12 protein-coding genes are annotated in these 19,703 nt (G+C 58.5%); 8 read left to right on the top strand and 4 right to left on the bottom strand.

Annotated elements, in window-relative coordinates:
* Nucleotides 1-8: 8 nt before the first annotated feature.
* A complete protein-coding gene (locus ACG9DO_RS10135) occupies nucleotides 9-2,024 on the bottom strand; it encodes a lytic transglycosylase domain-containing protein (protein ID WP_394727528.1) in 2,016 nt (671 codons plus the stop codon).
* 99 nt (nucleotides 2,025-2,123) lie between these two features.
* On the opposite strand from ACG9DO_RS10135, the gene dapA reads away from it, so the two are divergent.
* On the top strand, nucleotides 2,124-3,005 hold the full coding sequence (dapA, locus tag ACG9DO_RS10140; RefSeq protein WP_394727530.1) for a 4-hydroxy-tetrahydrodipicolinate synthase: 882 nt from the start codon (nucleotides 2,124-2,126) through the stop codon (nucleotides 3,003-3,005).
* Between the two features lie 6 nt (nucleotides 3,006-3,011).
* Here dapA and ACG9DO_RS10145 read toward each other — a convergent pair whose 3' ends face one another.
* The gene (locus ACG9DO_RS10145; RefSeq protein WP_394727532.1) at nucleotides 3,012-4,970 is read right to left on the bottom strand and encodes an alpha/beta hydrolase family protein; all 1,959 of its coding nucleotides are present in this window, start codon (nucleotides 4,968-4,970) and stop codon (nucleotides 3,012-3,014) included.
* Between the two features lie 140 nt (nucleotides 4,971-5,110).
* Between ACG9DO_RS10145 and smpB the strand changes: the two genes are divergently transcribed.
* From smpB to alaS, 7 genes are all read left to right on the top strand, one after another.
* Nucleotides 5,111-5,593: an SsrA-binding protein SmpB gene (gene smpB, locus ACG9DO_RS10150; protein WP_394727534.1), complete on the top strand. Its 483-nt coding sequence runs from the start codon at nucleotides 5,111-5,113 to the stop codon at nucleotides 5,591-5,593.
* 247 nt (nucleotides 5,594-5,840) lie between these two features.
* Nucleotides 5,841-6,371 (top strand): DUF2062 domain-containing protein, encoded by a 531-nt coding sequence (locus tag ACG9DO_RS10155; RefSeq protein WP_394727535.1) that lies wholly within the window; start codon nucleotides 5,841-5,843, stop codon nucleotides 6,369-6,371.
* Between the two features lie 89 nt (nucleotides 6,372-6,460).
* A complete protein-coding gene (locus ACG9DO_RS10160; protein WP_394731252.1) occupies nucleotides 6,461-8,833 on the top strand; it encodes a response regulator in 2,373 nt (790 codons plus the stop codon).
* A gap of 118 nt (nucleotides 8,834-8,951) precedes the next feature.
* Nucleotides 8,952-10,439: a DUF4139 domain-containing protein gene (locus tag ACG9DO_RS10165; protein ID WP_394727537.1), complete on the top strand. Its 1,488-nt coding sequence runs from the start codon at nucleotides 8,952-8,954 to the stop codon at nucleotides 10,437-10,439.
* Between the two features lie 15 nt (nucleotides 10,440-10,454).
* The gene (locus ACG9DO_RS10170) at nucleotides 10,455-12,080 is read left to right on the top strand and encodes a DUF4139 domain-containing protein (protein ID WP_394727539.1); all 1,626 of its coding nucleotides are present in this window, start codon (nucleotides 10,455-10,457) and stop codon (nucleotides 12,078-12,080) included.
* Nucleotides 12,081-12,245: 165 nt separating this feature from the next.
* Entirely contained in the window at nucleotides 12,246-13,304 is a 1,059-nt protein-coding gene (recA, locus tag ACG9DO_RS10175) for a recombinase RecA (RefSeq protein ID WP_394727540.1), read from the top strand.
* Nucleotides 13,305-13,543: 239 nt separating this feature from the next.
* Complete coding sequence (gene alaS, locus ACG9DO_RS10180; protein WP_394727542.1) at nucleotides 13,544-16,207, top strand: alanine--tRNA ligase; 2,664 nt, start codon at nucleotides 13,544-13,546, stop codon at nucleotides 16,205-16,207.
* A 14-nt stretch (nucleotides 16,208-16,221) separates the two neighbouring features.
* On the opposite strand, the gene ACG9DO_RS10185 is transcribed toward alaS, so the two are convergent.
* Together ACG9DO_RS10185 and ACG9DO_RS10190 are read right to left on the bottom strand one after the other, a co-directional pair.
* Complete coding sequence (locus ACG9DO_RS10185) at nucleotides 16,222-17,982, bottom strand: cation:proton antiporter (protein WP_394727544.1); 1,761 nt, start codon at nucleotides 17,980-17,982, stop codon at nucleotides 16,222-16,224.
* A 63-nt stretch (nucleotides 17,983-18,045) separates the two neighbouring features.
* Complete coding sequence (locus ACG9DO_RS10190) at nucleotides 18,046-19,698, bottom strand: GNAT family N-acetyltransferase (protein ID WP_394727546.1); 1,653 nt, start codon at nucleotides 19,696-19,698, stop codon at nucleotides 18,046-18,048.
* Nucleotides 19,699-19,703: the final 5 nt, after the last annotated feature.

Raw genomic sequence — 19,703 nt, forward strand, 5'->3', positions numbered from 1 at the left:
TCAGCGAATTACTTCTGCAGATAGTAGTCGATCGTACGCGGCGTACCGGCCTTGTCAGGGTACATGTTACTATATGTGACCGCATTCCCCAGAACCCGCATGATGTAATAGCGGGTCTCGAAATTGGCCGGGATCTTCTCGATCCATGTCTGGTAGTCGATTGCGCCAGTGCGTGGATCGCCATTCATGCGGATCCACTGGTTCACCCGGCCAGGCCCGGCGTTATAGGCGCCAAAAGCGAGCGGATAGGAGCCGTCGTAATAATCCAGCATCCGCTTGAAATAACCGTCGCCCAGACGGATGTTGTAAAGCGGATCGGCGGTCAGGTCGGCGGACATGTAATGCATGCCGATCTTGCCTGCCTGCTCGCGCGCCGTGCCGGGCATCAACTGCATCACGCCGCGCGCGCCTGCATGGCTGACGCGGGTGCGGTCGAATTCGCTTTCCTGTCGTGAAATCGCATGGACCATCGTCCAGTATGTACCGGGTGGCGTGTCGACTGTAGGAAAGCCGAGGCGCTCAAATCCACTAAGACCGTGCTCACCAGCAGACATACCCGCAACGACTGCGAATTCATCAAGCCCTGTTTCACCTGCAAGCTGTGCGACAAGGGTCATATCTTCAGGAGACTGTGCGGCGTCCGAGATCGCTTCGAAGAAACGGCGTTCAGTGCGCCAGTCACGGCGGTCCTTCGCCATTGCCCGCAGTGCCTGTACATCGGAGCGCGCATTGAATTCGGCCCGTTTTTCAGCCGAGATCGTGACCTGCGGCATTGCTGCAAAGTTCGGCATGGGCTTGCCCAGCGCAGACAGAGCAAGCTGGCCATAATAGTAGTGCGGGAATGCGGCCGCCTGTTCGAAATATTCGACCGCTTTCGCTTCAAAACCAGCCTGACGCGCAGCGCGTCCTGCCCAGTAAAAACCCTTTGAGCGGGTCAGCGGAGTCTTCGCGCCGAGGCCGTAGCGATAGAACAGTGGGGAGGCCTTCGCGCCATCGCCCATTTCCCACAAGGCCTTCGTGCCGCCCAGCCACATCAGGTCGGTATAGCGGTCGCGCAATGCGAATGAGCCGTTTGATACATCATAGCCTGGCTCGAACAGGTCATCGACCTTGCTGGCGATACGTACCGCGGAATCCGCGTTCGCCGCCTTTGCGACGCTAAGCATCTCACCAACCATGTCTTCCGGGTCATGCACGGGTTTAGCGAAAGGCGAACGGTTGGCGAGAAGGTTCACCGCCGCCGGTACTTGCCGCGAAGTGCGATAGTAACGCGACAGATTGTAGACATAGCCCGGATCAGCCCAAGCACCTTCCGGCACGGTCAATCCGATAGATGAGGGGGTCTTGTCCTCGACGAGAGCCAGCCGGGCGGCGAACATATCGCGCTTGCTTGCAGATACGTATGCGATCTGCCGCCGGGCAGCTTCCTCCTCGCCCTGCCAGAGGAGTGCATCCATGCGTGCATCATGGTCGGCTTGAGTAAATGCACTGGAATAGCCGCCGAAGAGGTATGCTTCGGACGGGCTGCTCATCTTGCCGCCCCGCCAGGCTTCTCGAGCGACCGCTTCCGCTTCAGAACGTTGCAACGCTGCTAGCGCCAGAGCATAACGCGCCCGCGCCGGATTGGTCAGCGGCGGGTGACGGTCGAAATAGCCAACCAGCGTCTCGCTCGATGGCGTGCCTTTTTCGAGCGCATTCTCTGCACGAACACGGATCAGGGAAGTGCGCGGAAACTCAGGATATTTGAGCGCGAAACCGGCGTAGGCATCAAACCCCAGATCAGTGTTGCGTGCTTCTGTCAGAAACTCCCAGCGAGCGACCGCTTGCGAGATGCCCGTGGGCTGCTGCGCTATCAGGCTGCCGCGCGCCTGATCCGAAAGTCCAGGCGCTTGAGCGGTTGCCGGAAGCGATACAGCCAGAAAGGCCAGGCTACTGGCTGCGATAGCCAAAGCCGTTGTCGCGTTGCCGTAACGCGCAAATTTTGATCCGCTATGTGGTACCACAGTGCTGTCCATGCTGGACATAATAGTCAAACTCTCCTTATCAGCGCGTGAATAAAGCGGCCAGTGCGCCCAAGTGTTCCACAATTGCGCTCAAATCGAGCGATACTAAGGAAATTTGCGATGTTCAGCGGCTCGATCCCGGCTTTGGTCACTCCGTTCAGCGGCGGCAAGTTCGATGAAGCGGCTTTCCGCAAACTGGTCGATTGGCAAATCGAGCAAGGTAGTGCTGCACTGGTGCCTTGCGGAACCACGGGTGAAGCTTCGACGCTGTCCAATGCTGAGCATCATCGAGTGATTGAAGTGTGTATCGAGCAAGCGGCCGGGCGTGTTCCGGTGATCGCTGGCTGTGGTTCCAATGACACCCAGAATGCGCTGCTCCACATGAATTTTTCGAAGAAGGCCGGAGCTGCAGCAGGCCTTTGTGTTGCGCCCTATTATAACCGGCCGAGCCAGGCTGGCCTGATCGCGCATTTCAGCTTTCTCGCCGAGCAATCGGACCTGCCGATTGTGCTTTACAATGTGCCGAGCAGGACAGTGACGGATATCGAGGACGATACAGTCGTCGCGCTGGTCAAGAAGTACCCCGACCGGATCATCGCGATCAAGGATGCGAGCGGGGATCTGTCGCGGGTCGCTGACCATCGGATGGGGATCGGACGAGAGTTTTGCCAGCTTTCCGGCAATGACGAGTTATGGCTTCCGCACTCGGCAGCAGGCGGGAAGGGGGCTATCTCTGTCACCGCGAATGTGGCGCCAGCGCTGTGCGCTGAATTCCATGCAGCGATAGCTGCCAATGAGTTGAAGAAGGCGCGCGAGCTCAATGATCGCCTGTTTCCCTTGCATTATGCAATGTTTTCTGATGCTAGCCCCGCGCCGGTCAAATATGCGCTGAGCCGCGTGCACGATTACATTTCTCCCGATGTCCGCCTGCCGTTGGTGAGCGCGAGCGTAGAATCGCGCAAGCAGGTTGATGCGGCGCTGGAGCAAGCCGGGCTGATTTAGCGGCCGTTAGTCGGGTGGATTGTGCCTTTCGACAAAGCTGACAGCGGTTTCGAGCATCGTCTTGCGTGTTTCCGATTTCGAGAGCCAGTGATCTTCGCCGTCCAGCGTGACAAGTTCGTATGGCTTTCCCGCGTCCTTCAAGGCATCTGCCATTCGCGTCGAGTGCGTGTAGGGCACGACGGTATCGTCCTTGCCATGGATCAGGAGAATGGGCGCATCGGCGTTTGATGCATGGCGATGGGGTGAGACCGCATCCCATGTCTCGCGCGGTCCGAGTTGTTCGAGCAAAGCGACCTTCGTTGTGCGCTCGTTACCGGTCGCGCGATAGTCTTCAAGATACATCCGCTTGATGTCGGAAACAGGAGCAACGGCAACGGCACACTTGTAAAGGCCTTGCTGCAAAGTGACACCTGCAAGTGCCGCATAGCCGCCATAGCTTGCCCCCACGATGCAAGCACGTTCGGGGTCGATAATGCCCGCTTCTGCCAAAGCCATCATGCCATCCGACTTGTCGGTCTGCATCTTGCGGCCCCACTCGCCATAGCCTGCGCGGCGGAAGGCACCGTCTCGGTTGGTCGATCCGCGGAAATTCGGTTGGAAGACCGCATATCCACGCGACGCGAAGGCCTGAGCCCACCAGTCGAAGCTTTCTGAATCGTAGGAATGCGGTCCGCCGTGGGGCAACATGACAAGTGGCAGCTGCTTGGCTTCCCTGCCCGGCGGCAAGGTAAGGATCCCATCCATTTCCAGTCCGTCCGACGCTGCATATTCGAACGTTGAAATGTTGCCGACATGCTGCGGGAGAATTGCGTTGCGCTCATAAGCAAACGCCTGCGCGGTGAGGTTTGCTACATCGACAGTGAACCAGCTCCCACTGTCCATATTGCCGCTTGTGCGGACAATCATGTGATTGAGGTCATCGGTCCAGTCGACCATCCGCATTTCCAGCTCGCGGAAGGCTTGGCGAACCTTTCTTGCCGCCGCCGATTCGGCTGGATTGAAGAACACCGGCTGTGGTGTCTCGTTATCGAGCAAATATCCGCTGAGATGTCCGGTCTGATCGTCGAAATAGAGCCGCTCTACGTCAAGGTCTTCGAGAAACGGCTCGGGGGTGCCGCCTGTCAGGGCGATCTCGTACCAGCGTGTCTCAGCCTCTCCATCTCGCTCGCCATAGATTGCGGTGGTTCCATCCTTGCCGAGTCCGATCAACCATGCGCGCCCCGAGGGAGATTGCCCTTCGACCAGCACTTGCTTGCCAGGCCCGCGCATTTCCCAGCGGCCATTTTCATCGTTGATGTCGAATGTGACCGCGACATTGCCCTGCGCGTCAACCAGCCAGTCTCGCGAGGAAATTTCATTTGCGGCGTTTTCGATCTTCTTGACCGAGAGTTCTTCGAGGTCGACGCGGTAGAGGTATGGACGCCCGTGCTTGAAGCGATAATCCAGCCGTCCATCGCGTTGAAGTTCCAGCGCGCCGAAGAATCCGTACCAACGCCCATCAATCTCTCTGACGCCATGAACACCGAAGACTGCATTGACGAGGTTGCGCTGCTTGCCGAAAATAGTTCCACCTTCTCCGTTTGGATCGGCCGGCAAGATCAATGCAGTGTAGAACTCATGCTTGTCAGTGGTGAAATTGAAGCCCAGCTTCTGTGTCGTGCTGTAGACGAGCAGTAGCCTGTCCTCGCCCACCCAATCAAAGCTGCGAATCTTCAGATCATCGACATTGAGCCGGTTGATGAGGGTGTTGCCTTCGCCAAACATGGCGAGAACGCGTGCATCATTGACTGTCAGCAAGGCTGCGATGTGTTTTCCCGAAGGAGAGATTGCGGCATCTTCAATTTCCGGCAATTGGCCGTAGGCGCTCAAGGGTGGTAGTTGGATCGGCTGTTCTTGCGCCGCGAGGGGGGTGCCCGCCAAGCCAAGACTGGCCAGGATAGAAAATACCACGCGAACCAATGCCATTTAGCCGTTCTCCCAAAACACCTGATCCATACGAGCCTGCCTGCTGGATCGAGCCATTGCAACATTGGATAAACAACTGTTTACCAATCATGGACCCGCCGCTTTCCTTACGCTTGGATTTTGCGTAGAGCGCTCTCATCATGGCTCGCCCGAAACCTTCCACTTTCGACAAGCACAAAATCGTCGCAGAAAATCGCCGCGCGCGGTTCGATTATTCGATCGAAGATAAGTTCGAGGCGGGCTTGGCCCTGCAGGGAACCGAAGTGAAGGCTCTGCGTGCGGGGGAGGCCAGCATTGCCGAGAGCTATGCGGAAGTGAATGAAGGTGAAGTCTGGCTCATCAACGCCAATATTCCTGAATATAGCCATGGAAACAGGCAAAACCATGAGCCGCGCCGACCGCGCAAATTGCTGCTTCACGCAAGGGAAATCGGCAGGCTGTTTGGTGCTGTTGAACGCAAAGGGATGACTCTGATCCCGCTGTCGATCTATTTCAACCAGAGCGGCCGCGCCAAGGTCGAGCTTGCACTTGCAAAAGGCAAGCAGGCGCATGACAAAAGGCAGTCGATCAAAGATCGCGACTGGAAACGCGACAAGGCGAGGCTGATGCGCGAAAAGAGCTGACTTGGAGCCTCTGGGTTTGCGAAGTTTTTTCTTCAAAATGCGGGTTTGATTCACGGCTCGGTCATGCCGACGTGCTAGGTCTGACGAACTCGGTGGTCGTTCTATCGAAAATCGGATCAATCTGCACATGTCTGTACTTGCGAAAATGCGGTCGGGGGAGCAAGGCGCCAGCAAATCTATGACGAAGAAGCGATCAAAAACCTGGGCGGCGGACACACTTCGCAGACACATGCCCTCGCGCGAGGAGATGGCGCGGAACAAGTATCTCGCGCCGATCGCGCATCGTTTCCTGTCGCCAGAATTATGGCGCTTTACGCGCCGATCCGTGCCGCGCGGCGTCGCCTTGGGGCTGTTTGCGGCCTTTATTGTGCCGCTGGGTCAGATTTTCCTCGCAGCCTTTCTCGCGCTTCCGGCTCGGGCGAACGTGCCACTTGCAGCTTTGGTTACCTTTGTCACCAACCCCTTGACGCTTCCGGGTTGGCTTGTCGTTGCCAAGGAAGTGGGGGAACTGACGCTGAACATCGACGAGACGATGGGACCCGGCGCTGCTGGTAAGTTCGCTGAGGACAGCGGCTGGCTCGCGACGTTCTTTGAACTTGCTGGTGTGACCGCCTTTGGCTTCGTGGTTCTGGCAGTTGTAACCTCAGCGTTGGGATATGTGATCTCCGGTGCGGTCTGGCGGGTAATGGTCACCCGCCGACGTGCGAAGAAGCTGCGGATAATGGAAGCCCGCCTTGATGAGCGTCTGGATGAGCAAATAGGAGCAGGCAAATCGTGAGTATCGCGCGCAGCGATGGCGCTTCGGGTTCACGTCTGTTGGTCGCGGGGATTGGATTTGCGATCATCCTTAGCCTTGCTGTCCTGTGGATGCTTAGCGCCAACCCGGTGCTGATCCTGACCTATGGCGCAGGGCTGGTTATTCTGGGGCTGATTGCCTTTGGCCTGGAACGCATGCGCGCTTCCCCAATGCAAGCAACCGAAACAGTCGTCGACTGGTCGGTTACACTTGCAACGATGGAGCAGTCGGGGTTCGCTATGGCGGTAACCGATCGGGCCAACCGATTGGTGTGTGCGAATAGACAATATATCGAGGCGTTTGGCAGTTCTCGCGCGCCTCAGGCGCTCTCGCAAAAGCGCTCTGCCAGCGAGGCTCTTCTGCGCTTGGCACGCGAAGCATGGCGGGATGGTGCAGGAGCAGAAGAAGCTCTAGATCTCGCGAACGACAATCAAGCGCAAAATGCGCCGTATGTCTGGAATGTCTCGGCTCACCGTGCAGGTCAGAGCGAAGATGTCCTGATCTGGCGGATTCAGCGGGTCGCTGCGCCGCTGGCCGCCGAAATGCTGCAATATGATGTGGCTGGGCCGTTTGGCGTGATGCTTTCGCGGGCTGGGATTGAAGCCGCAGTTACCTCGGCCAACGGTGTAATCCGCAATGTCAGCGCTGGCTTTGCCGAGCGGGCAGCAGGCGATGCCAATGCAACTTTGGCCGGGCAGGATTTCGTCTCGTTCCTCCGATCAGACGACCGGGAGAGGATATTTTTCGCTCGCGAAGGTCTGTCGGGAACCCCGCAGACCCTGATCCACGTACCCCTTGAAAGCACTGTGACGGGGGGCGCAACCGGTCCGGACGAAGGTCAGTCCTTGATGTTGCTGGTTGATAGCGGTGTGGGCATCGGCGGCAGTTGGGATGGCTCGTCGCAAGCAGGCGTCGCACAGCTTGAAGCCTTGCTGAGCCAGTTACCGCTGGGTCTGGCCATGACAGACAGGGACGGGCGGTTCCTGTTCGGTAACACAGCCTTCCTGCGCTCGATCGATCGCGAGCAGCGGGGCATGCCGCCGTTTCCGACCGATCTGGTGGTCCGGGAAGACAAAGCGGCATTGTCCGACGCAGTGCGGCGCCACGGCAGAGGGCCAGCAACCAGCGGCAACATGGCGATCCGGCTCGCAACGCGCCCGGATGAACCTGTCTCGCTTGGTCTTGCCGGGGTGCGCGGATTGGGCGAAGCGGCTGTGCTGCTGAGCCTGGCTGATTCAAGCGAGGAGACGCAGCTCAAGCGGCAAGTGGCGCAAGCCACCAAGATGCAGGCTGTTGGTCAATTGGCGGGCGGGGTCGCGCATGACTTCAACAATGTCCTGACGGCAATCATTGGTACGTGCGACCTCATGCTCTTGCGCCATACGCCCGGTGATAGCGACTATGATGATATCCAGCAGATCAAGAATAATTCGAACAGGGCCGCGGCGCTGACCCGGCAATTGCTCGCATTCTCGCGGCAGCAGACATTGCGGCCGGAAATCATCCAATTGCCCGATGTCGTGAGCGAAGTTGCTCCGCTTATCAAGCGACTGATCGGTGAGAAGATCGTATACCAGGTCAAGCACGATCGCGATCTGGGAGCGGTTCGGGCTGACCCGCAGCAGCTTGAGCAGGTCATCATGAACCTCGCGGTCAATGCCCGCGACGCTATCCAGTCCAAAGGCAATGGTGAGGGGCGCATCGCGCTTTCGACACATCGGGTCCACGCACGCGATGTCGAGCAGATGGGCTCTGACATCCTGCCGACCGCTGACTACACCATGCTTGTCGTAGAAGACGATGGCGGGGGCATTCCGCAGCACGCCTTGTCCAAGCTGTTCGAACCGTTCTTTACCACCAAGGAACAGGGCAAGGGCACAGGCCTTGGGCTTTCTACAGTCTACGGTATCGTGAAACAGTCCGGCGGCTTTATCTTCGTCACCAATGTAGAGGATAAGTCAGGCAATGCCACCGGAGCCCGGTTTACGCTTTATTTCCCGGTCCACAAGGGCGAGCGGCCTGTTTCGAGAGAACCGCTGCGAAAGGAAAAGGTCCGCGACTGGTCAGGGGGTGGAACCATCCTTCTGGTCGAGGACGAGGACATGGTCCGCACAGTCGCAGAGCGGGCCCTTTCCCGAGCTGGCTATACCGTAACGGCGTGTTCGGATGGTGAGCTTGGCCTTGCGGAAATCCAGAAGGGGCGCGACTTCGATCTGATCGTCAGTGATGTGGTCATGCCCGGTATGGACGGCCCGGCGATGGCGCGCGCGATCCGTGAGATCAAACCAGATATCCCCGTTCTGTTCATGTCAGGCTACGCCGAAGAGCAACTGCGCAATGACATAGATATTCCCAATATGCACTTCATGCCCAAGCCGTTCAGCGTCCAGCAGATTGGTGACAAAGTGGCTGAGGTCATGCGCGAAGGTACGGGCGTGAGCTGATTTGAACTGGGCGTTGAGCCTCACCCATTTGGGGTCTCAACCCCATTCTATTCATCCTTGATACACTGTCTGTAGCCGCAATATGCCTGTGACATTACGAAGTGAGGAGGGGTGAAATATGGCTCTTGGGACGAGTGTATTGGCGCGCAAAACGGCCTTGATCGCGCTCTTGGTGGCGGCTCTGCCTGCCGTGGCGCAATCCTCTTCGGAAGAGACGGAACAAGGCGATCTGGCGGTTACGATCTACAACAATGATCAGGCCCTGGTTCAGGACGTGCGCCAGCTCAATATCCCCCGCGGGCGAAGCACGATCGAGTTTCCCGACGTCTCAGCGCGCATCCGGCCCGAAACTCTGAGCTTTGCCGCTAATGGCGCAGGCATCATCGAGCAGAATTTCGATTTTGATTTGCTCACACCGGCAAAGATGATGGAAAAGGCGATCGGTCAGACGGTTACTCTGATAAGGACCAATCCTGCGACAGGCCGTGAAACAACCGAGCGTGCCAAAGTCCTTTCAACCGCTGGCGGCGTAGTCGTGCAGATTGGCGACCGGATCGAAGTGCTGCGCGATGATGGCCTGCCCGTGCGCGTGGTTTTTGACCGGGTTCCGCCCAATTTGCGCGCCAGGCCAACGCTCTCGGTCAATGTGGATGCCACGCGGGGCGGGGTGCGACCTGCATCGATCCGCTACCTCACTTCCGGGCTGCGCTGGAACGCGGACTATGTCGCGCTTTTCGACGAGGCAACCAGGACGATCGACATGCAGGGCTGGGTGACGCTGACCAATAACACCGGCACAACTTTCCATAATGCCGAAACCTTGCTGGTCGCGGGCAGTCCCGGCCAGGGGCGCGTCAACAACAACCGTAATATCGTTCGCCCGGGTACGCAGACAGCAGATCGCGAGCAATTGGGCGATTTCTACCTCTATCCGATCGCCGAGCGCACGACGATTGCCAACGCGCAAACCAAGCAGGTGAGCTTTCTCGACGTGCAAGGTGTTCCTGCACGCAAGGTCTATCGTCGCAGTATCGGTTGGCTCACAAGCGACAGTGCCCCGGTAAATGTCAGCAGCGATATCGCGTTCAGCAGTTCCAGTGATGGAGGTCTGGGCGATGCCTTGCCGGCTGGTGCAGTGCGCTTTTATCAGCGGGACAGTCGCGGTAGCCCGCAATTCATTGGTGAGAATTATATCGGCCACACGCCAATGGGCAGTTCGCTATCGCTTGCAACGGGTGAGGCGTTCGACATTCTGGTGCAGGCCGAAGTTGAGAAGCGCGACCGCATCACCGAAGGCGAATGGGAAGCGAGCAGCCGCTATCGTGTCGTCGAAGATGACGGGCGCACGCGAACTTATACGCGCGAAGAGAAACCAACTTATTACCGCACGACCATGCGTTACACCTTCACCAATGCAAAGAGCAGCGCAGAGCAAGTGGAACTCTTGCAGAGCGGACTCGATCGCGGGTGGTGGACGAGGGACTTCCGTGTCACCAGAGAGGATGTTGAAGGCGTTCAAGTGAATGCGGATACGCGGCGCTATACCGTCAGCGTGCCCGCCAACAGCGAGCGCGTAGTGCGTGTGACCTACGAAACGCGTTACTGAACCGGGGGCTGGGCGATGACCCGCTTTCTCCTAACCTTTTGTGCACTGGCTACAATGCTGGTGAGCGCGATGGGGCCCGCATCCGCCCGCGAAGTGGTGGACGCCTCGGCCCCGCTCAAAACGGCTGTGACGGTCTATCGCGATCCGCTGCGCGGCGTTTCGGATCAGATGAATCGCGACATGCCGCAAGGCTTTGCGATGATCAGCGAAACCCGCCGAGTCACGTTGCCGGCAGGCGTCTCCACTATCCGCTTTACAGGCGTTGCCGAAGGGATGGTGGCAGTCTCTGCGATCGTAACCGGACTTCCTGGCGGAACGATCGAGAAAAACCGCAATGCTGAATTGTTGTCGCCCGCAGCGCTCGTCAACGGGATGCTGGGTAATCGTATCACGGTAACCCGGACTTTGCCTGGTTCAGGGGAGCAAGTGAGCGAGAGCGGGATCGTCCGCACGCGTGCGGATGGCGGGCTCGTGCTGCAAACTTCGCAAGGCTTTGAAGCAGTGCGCTGTTCGGGGATCCCCGAGCGCCTGACCTTCCCGGCCGTTCCCGACGGGCTCTCGGCTGAGCCGGTCTTCTCGATTGACACACGTGATGAAACGGGCGGAACCTACGAGATAACCCTGAGCTACCTTGCCTGGGGATTTGACTGGCAGGCCCACTATGTCGCGACACTTCATGACGGGGGAAGTGGCGACGAATTGCGCCTAAATCTGCTGTCCTGGCTCACCATCCTGAACGACAATGCGCAGACATTTGCCGATGCAGAACTGATGGCAGTGGCTGGCACACTCAACATCGAGAGTGATTTTGAAGGACTGGCGCAGCCGCCTCGCGCCGAACCCTTGCGACTGACCTGTTACCCTTTCGGCAGCACTGCCGCCGGTTCGCCCATTCCCTATTTTGATGATCCGTTGGCTATGGCGGCCGCCCCTGCCGCGTATTCTAAGGATCGTCTGATCACCGTTACTGCGCAGAAACGCAATATGGCTCTGATGGAATCAGCCGCCGATGTCGCAATGGTCGCAAGTGAGGAAACGCTCGGCGATCTCAAGCTCTATCGGGTGCCCGAACCGGTCAGCGTCAATGCACAGGGCATGAAACAGGTTGCCTTCCTTAACCGGCAGAGTGTGAAGGGCGAACTGCTCTACGAAGTGTTCTGCAGCCCGTGGGATCGATTGTCTGCGCGCGAAAATTCTGAGGCGGCAATCCTATTAAGAACCAGGAATGACGAGAAACACGGACTTGGCATAGCCATGCCGATGGGCGGGATCACCGTTTTCGAACCCTCGGCAGCGGGTGAGTTGCTGGTGGGGGAAGAGTCTCTGCGCGACTATGCCGTTGGGCAGGAAATAGAAATCGCAATGGGGCCAAGCGCACAGGTCCAGGCAAATTGTGCGCGCCTGAGCGAGTTTGGCCCATCCGACGATGAGCGACGACCTTGGGTCGACATGCAATTGGAACTCGTCAATGCGAATGCCCACAAGATCACTGTTCGGCTCAATCTGGGCGCTTTTGCTGAGTGGGACGTGAGGGGGCTGCGCAAGAGCAGGTTAAAAGACGGCAATCGGGTAGTGGAAATCTCTGTTCCGGCAAACATGGAACGCAATATTGCGTTCCAGATGCGCCGATCTGTACCGTGATCGTTTAAAAATACGTTTTAAACCAATGCGATGTCGCTGAAACGGAAAAATTCTGTTCCACTCTTGTTCTTTGAGAACAAATCAGATACATAATCTCCAACTCAAGCCTGAAGGGGGCGGTCGATAAGTCATCGGCAGCACTAGGCAAGTCAAGGAGGTCATGCGATGTCGGCAAGTCTCAAGCTGGTAGAAAAGGAAAATTCCGTGGACCGTCAAAAGGCGCTCGAGGCTGCGCTTGCTCAGATCGACAGGGCATTTGGCAAGGGCTCAGCTATGAAGCTGGGTTCGAAAGAGGCGATGAATGTGGAAGCGATCTCCACCGGATCGCTGGGCCTTGATATTGCGCTTGGCATTGGCGGACTGCCGAAAGGCCGTGTGATCGAGGTGTATGGCCCGGAAAGCTCGGGCAAGACAACTTTGGCGCTCCATGTGATCGCCGAAGCGCAGAAGGCGGGCGGTACTGCAGCTTTCGTCGACGCAGAGCACGCGCTTGACCCAGTTTATGCCAAGAAGCTTGGCGTCGACATTGACGAGCTGATCATCTCGCAGCCTGACACGGGCGAACAGGCGCTGGAGATTACAGATACGCTGGTGCGTTCCAATGCGATTGACGTACTCGTGGTCGATTCCGTGGCGGCACTGGTCCCGCGAGCAGAGATCGAAGGCGAGATGGGCGACTCGCATGTTGGCCTTCAGGCACGTCTGATGTCGCAGTCGCTGCGCAAGCTCACAGGTTCTATCAACCGCTCGAAGTGCATGGTGATCTTTATCAACCAGCTGCGCATGAAGATTGGCGTTATGTATGGCAATCCCGAGACAACCACGGGCGGTAATGCGCTCAAGTTCTATGCCTCGGTCCGCCTGGACATCCGCCGCACAGGCCAGATCAAGGATCGCGACGATGTGATCGGTAACACGACCCGCGTGAAAGTGGTCAAGAACAAGGTGGCCCCGCCCTTCAAGCAGGTCGAGTTCGACATCATGTATGGCGAGGGGATCTCGAAAATTGGCGAAATCCTCGACATTGGCGTCAAGGCCGGGCTGGTGGAGAAATCGGGAAGCTGGTTCTCCTATGATTCGATCCGTATCGGCCAGGGCCGCGAGAATGCGAAGACCTATCTGAAGGAAAACCCTGAAGTTTGCGCCAAGTTGGAAGCCGCCATTCGCGGCCGCACCGACGAGGTTGCCGAGGAGATGATGACCGGTCCTGACGCGGAGGACTGATCGCACTTCTCAAGCGGGGTTGTCGATCCGGTAGGGATCATCAAAGGACACCCCGGATTAACGGATAGCCGGCGTCGCACTTCCTCCAGGTGCAACGTCGGCTTTTCCGTATGCGCTGATCCCTGATCAACTGTCCCGACACGGAAGAGACACGGAAGTGATGCCCTCGTGCCACTTTTCGGACAAGTTCGTGCGCAGGATGGCTTGTCGGCATGAGACGGATTGCCTAACTGCCATTCATGACTTCGACTAACGACATACGCCGGTCTTTTCTGGACTATTTCGCGGGCGCTGATCATGCGGAAGTGCAGAGTGCACCGCTTGTGCCTTACAATGATCCCACGCTCATGTTCGTGAATGCGGGGATGGTGCCGTTCAAGAACAGTTTCACCGGGCTGGAGACGCCGCCAGCACCGCGCGCGACCAGCTCCCAGAAATGCGTGCGGGCGGGCGGGAAGCATAATGATCTCGACAATGTCGGCTACACTGCGCGTCACCACACCTTCTTCGAGATGCTCGGGAATTTCTCTTTTGGCGATTATTTCAAGGAACAGGCCATCCTGCACGCCTGGACCTTGCTCACGAAGGAGTGGGGGTTGCCACCTGAGAAGTTGACAGCCACCGTCTATCACACCGACGATGAAGCGTTCGACCTATGGCGCAAGATTTCAGGGCTGCCCGAAGAACGCATCATTCGCATCCCCACCAGTGACAATTTCTGGTCGATGGGTGAAACGGGTCCTTGCGGACCGTGTTCTGAGATTTTCTACGATCATGGTGACCATATCTTCGGCGGACCTCCTGGAAGTCCGGATGAGGACGGTGACCGGTTCGTCGAAATCTGGAACCTGGTGTTCATGCAGTTCGACCAGCAGGCGGATGGATCGCGCATCGCGCTTCCTTCGCCATCGATCGATACGGGTATGGGGCTGGAGCGAATCGCGGCAGTGATGCAGGGCGTCCACGACAATTACGAAACGGACACATTCAAGGCTCTAATTGCTGCGTCAGAGAACTTGACCAGAACCAGAGCGTCGGGCGAGCAGATGGCAAGCCATCGCGTGATTGCCGATCACCTGCGTTCCACCAGCTTCCTGTTGGCGGACGGGGTGCTGCCGTCGAACGAAGGGCGCGGGTATGTTCTGCGACGGATCATGCGCCGCGCAATGCGCCATGCGCATTTGCTGGGAGCCAGTGAGCCGCTGATGCACCGCCTTGTTCCCGCGCTTGCGGCGGAGATGGGCCAGGCCTATCCTGAATTGGTCCGCGCGCAGGCGCTCATTGAGGACGTTCTGGAACGCGAGGAAAGGCAGTTCCGCCGCACTCTGTCGAATGGCCTTCGCCTGCTTGACGAAGCGACCAGCACAATGGCCGGGGGCGGCGAACTCGATGGTGAAACGGCTTTCAAGCTCTACGATACTTACGGTTTTCCCTATGACCTGACCGAAGACGCCCTGCGCGCTCGCGGGATCGGAGTCGACAAGGCAGGTTTTGATGCGGCTATGGCCCGTCAGAAGCAGGCGGCGCGCGCGGCCTGGAAGGGATCGGGTGACGCAGCCTCGAGCGAGATCTGGTTTGACATTGCAGAGCGCGAAGGCGCGACCGAATTTACCGGCTACACGTCGACGTCAGGCGAGGGCGCTGTTGTCGCTCTGGTCCGAGAAGGAGCGGAAGTTTCCTCAGCGGCGCAAGGCGAAGACGTCCTGATCGTGACAAACCAGACTCCTTTCTATGGCGAAAGTGGCGGCCAGACGGGAGATCGCGGCTTGATTACCAGCCCGAGCGGGCTGAGCGCGCGGGTGTCGGACACCAGCAAGCCACTGGGGCGGCTGCATGTGCATGCCGCTACGATCGAGGCTGGGGCGCTTGCGGTCGGTGATGTGGTGCATCTTGATGTGGACGTGGGGCGGCGTGACCGAATCCGTGCCAACCACTCTGCGACTCATCTCGTCCATGCGGCGCTCCGCAACCGGCTTGGCGCGCACGTTACCCAAAAGGGTTCGCTGGTTGCCGATGATCGGCTGCGGTTCGATTTCTCGCATCCAAAGCCCCTCGAACCGGAAGACATTGCTGCGATCGAAGCAGAGGTGAATGCAGAAATACGCGCGAATGATCCGGTCTCGACTAGCCTGATGAGTCCGGATGATGCGGTCGAGGCAGGCGCTCTGGCGCTCTTTGGTGAGAAATATGGCGACGAAGTGCGTGTCCTGTCGATGGGCCGCAAAGGCCGTGAAGGGCGCAATTACTCGGTCGAACTTTGCGGAGGTACGCACGTCAAGGCGACAGGTGACATCGGTATCTTCCGCATCGTATCGGAAGGAGCTGTCAGTTCAGGTGTCCGCCGGATCGAAGCCCTGACGGGCGAAGCTGCGCGGCGATGGCTGGTGGATCGGGAAGATGCGCTGAAACAAGCGGCCAGCGTGATCCGTGCTGCGCCTGAGGAAGTGCCGGACCGTATCGAGGCCCTGATGGCAGAGCGCAAGCGCCTCGAAAAAGAGTTGGCTGACGCAAAGAAGGCACTCGCCATGGGCGGGGGCAGTAGCGGTTCTGCCGGGTCAGCGGATGAAGATGTTGCAGGCGTGAAGTTCAGCGGACAGGTGCTCGACGGCTTGAGTCCGAAGGAATTGCGACCCTTGCTTGATGAGGTCAAGCAGAGGCTTGGTTCGGGTATCGCGGCAGCGGTGGCCGTCAATGACGGAAAGGCGGCTTTCGCGGTGGCGGTGACGGATGACCTCACTGATCGCTTTGACGCGGTTGCGCTGGTGCGGGTCGGTGTGGAAGCACTCGGCGGACAAGGCGGTGGTGGCCGGGCAGATATGGCGCAGGGCGGCGGTCCGGATGCTGACAAGGCTGAAGCGGCGTTGGCTGCGGTCAAGGAAGCGCTGGCCAGTCAGCCAGCCTGACAATCCACCTGACCCTAGCCCTCCGCCGTGCTGGTGCGCAGCTTGGGCCGCCAATCGAGTTTGCCGTCCCGTTCCAGCTGGATGCGGAACTCGTCGCGCTTTTCGTGGATCGAGGCAATAACCGGGCCCATCGCGACACCGATATCGACCAGCACAGCTTCTGATAGCTGAAGCGAGCTTTCGAGGTTCTCAGGCACGGCGTGACTTGCGCCCCAGCGATAGAGCAATGCCGCATGTTCGGTGTCGCGCGCGCGGGCCACGATGAGCAATTCGGGATGTTCAGCGCGCAGCTTGGAGACGAGCCGTTGCGCCAGCACCGGTTCGTCCATGGTCAGGACCACTGCGGGCGCGATGTCTATCCCAAGCCGAGCGAGCGCATCACCACGGGCTGCGTCGCCAAACACAGCGCGGTAGCCATCCCGCTTGCCACGTTCGATCAGATCGGAATCGGAATCGATCGCAACATAGGGTTGGTTATGTGCATCGAGCATATCCGCAATCAGGCGGCCGACGCGTCCGATGCCGATGATGATGGTGCGCGGTTGACCGTTATCGTCTTCAGGCAGTTCTGGTGCTGGTTCGATCCTGCGTGCAATCACGCGGCCAAGCTTGGCAAGCAGCGGAGTAATCGTGAGACCGATCGCGGTCACAATTTGCCAGAACTGCGCTGTACCAGGCTGAATCAACATGGCTGAGCCAGCCGCTGCAAGGACGATCAACGTCGTCTCGCTGGGGCTGGCCATCAATACGCCGGTCTCGGCAGCGGTGCTGCGGCGCGCTCCCATCAAGCGCAGCAGAACACCCGTTACCAGCGCCTTGAACGTCAGAACGCCGATGACTGCCACGGCGATGGAGCCGAGGTTGCGCCAGATCGTCGTAAGGTCGATGCTCATGCCAACGGTGATGAGGAAGATCCCGAGCGCGAGGCCCTTGAATGGCTCCATGATGCTTTCGACTTCGCCGTGATATTCCGTTTCGGCGATCAGCAGTCCGGCGATCAGCGCGCCGACAATCGGCGACAGGCCGGTCGCAGCGGTGGCAAGGCTTGCGCCAATAACCACGAGCAGCGATGCTGCGAGGAACAATTCGGGGCTCTTCGTACGGGCGGCCTGGGCGAAGAGACGCGGCAAGGCAAAGCGCCCAAGGATGAGCAGCGCAGCAATGACAAGTCCCCCCTGCCACAAGACATCGACCATACCTTCCCAGCCTTCGCTGCTTGCCGCAGGGCCCATAGCGCCAAGAATAAACACGATCGGGACGATCATGATGTCTTCGAACAACAACATGGATAGAGCTGCGCGGCCGACCGGGGTGGAGGTTCCCGAGATCGGCAGAACGATCGCTGTGGACGAGAAGGCGAGGGCAAAGCCGAGCGCCAGTGCGCCCACCCAGTACTGGCCCATCATCGACAGTGCGATGGCCAGCGATGAGCCGATGATGAGCAGCTCCATCGCGCCAAGCCCGAACACAAGGCGTCGCAATTGCCACAGGCGATTGAAGGACAGTTCCAACCCTATTGCAAACAGCAGCAGGATGATCCCGAAGTCGGCAAACGGTGTCAGTCCGTCAGGGTCTGATATGGTGACATATTGGAGCCATGGTATCTCGTAGACCAGCGTACCCAGACCATAGGGCCCCACAGCAATCCCGATCAGAATGAAACCAATAATGGGTGTGATGCGGAAACGCGCAAAGACCGGGATGACGATGCCTGCCGCTCCCAGGATCACGAGCGCATCTGCCATCATCGGTGAAAAGGAAATATCGCCGGCCACGAAATGGGCTTAGCGAGCGAACGCGGGTCTGTCAGTCATTATGTCGCCGATTTGCGCAAAGCCTCAGCCACCACCTGCAGTCGAACCGCCCAGAGGTTTTGCACGAGGTCTGGTCTTGCCCGGATGGCTTGCCGCATCGTCCCATTCGATCCGGTATAGATCGAACCGGCGATCAGCGAGATTGCGCACGGTACCTTCCGCACGGGCCCAGCTCAGATCCGCAAGGTTGATATCGCTGATGGTGAGCGTCTCAACATTCTCGCTGGCCTCTGCTGCAATCCCGTCACGCGCGAAGGGGAAATCACAGGGCGTCAGGATACAGCTTTGCGCATACTGGATGTCCATGTTGGCGACATTCGGCAGGTTTCCGACATTGCCGGAGAGCACCATAAAGCACTGGTTTTCAATCGCCCGGGCCTGCGCGCAATAGCGCACCCGCAAATAGCCCTGGCGGCTATCCGTGCAGAACGGCACAAAAATGATCCGCGCCCCTTCATCCGCGAGCTTGCGGCTGAGTTCCGGGAACTCGCTGTCATAGCAGATCTGCACACCAATCGGTCCGCAATCGGTCTGGATTACATCGATCGCATCGCCGCCTTTGATATTCCACCAATAGCGTTCGTTGGGCGTAGGGTGGATCTTCTCCTGCTCGTGCACGGAACCATCGCGCAGGCAGACGTAGGCAATGTTATGAATGTCGCCATCTTCCATCCGGGTGGGATGCGATCCCGCGATGATGTTGATATTGTAACGGAGCGCAAATTCGGAGATGTCCGCACGGATACGCGGCGTATATTCACTCAAGCGCTCGATCGCTTCGAGCGGAGACAGTTCCTTCTCCTCGAAACTCAGCAGCACCAGCGTAAAGAGCTCGGGGAATACAATGAAGTCCGCTTCGTAATCGCTTGCGACATCGACGAAATACTCGATTGCGGCGAGGAATTCATCATAGTCCTTCACGGCGCGCGCCTGCAATTGGCAGGTTGCAACGCGCACCGCCTCAACCCCGCGCGGCAAGCGCTTCTTCACAGGCTGATCGCGATCGACATAGGGATTACGCCAGACCATCATGACTGCATGGCCGCCGGAGCGTTTGTCCTCAGGCAGGTAATTCGTCATGATCCGCTTCGGTTCGAAGCCGTTGGCGAGCTGGAAGCGCAGGACAGGATCGTGAATCTTGCCTGCCAGGACCATATCGAGATACTTTTGCGGAGTTTCAGTGCGATTGGTCTTGCGGCGCTTTGCGCGGGCAAAGCCCGGCATCCGCCCGCCGAAGACGATTCCCGTCAGATCGCGTTCCTCGGCGAGTGCGCGACGCTCCTCGTACAAGCGGCGTCCGATGCGCACACCGCGAACCTTCGGGTCGACGCACATCTCGTAACCGTACAGCCAATCACCAGTCGGGTCATGGCGGCTGCCGTAGCCATTGCCGGAAATCTCGTCCCAGTCGTGCTCTGCAAAGACGACCGGTTCGGGCAATTGCATTGACGCGCAATACCCCACGATCTTGTCATCGAGCAGCGCAACAAAGCAGCCTTGAGGGAAGTTGTTGATCTGTCCGCGTATCTCGCTCTGCTTGTAAGCAGGCAGATCGTCATAGGCGCGTTCTACTAGCGCCGCGATCCCGCGGACATCCTTGATCAAGGCCTGGCGGACAACCAGCCGTGCTTTGCCGAGCTTCTCGCCTGACGTGCGCGCGGAGGGTCGTTTCGCCATCCGTC

The organism is Altererythrobacter sp. GH1-8 (assembly GCF_043702085.1).
GTDB lineage: Bacteria > Pseudomonadota > Alphaproteobacteria > Sphingomonadales > Sphingomonadaceae > Erythrobacter.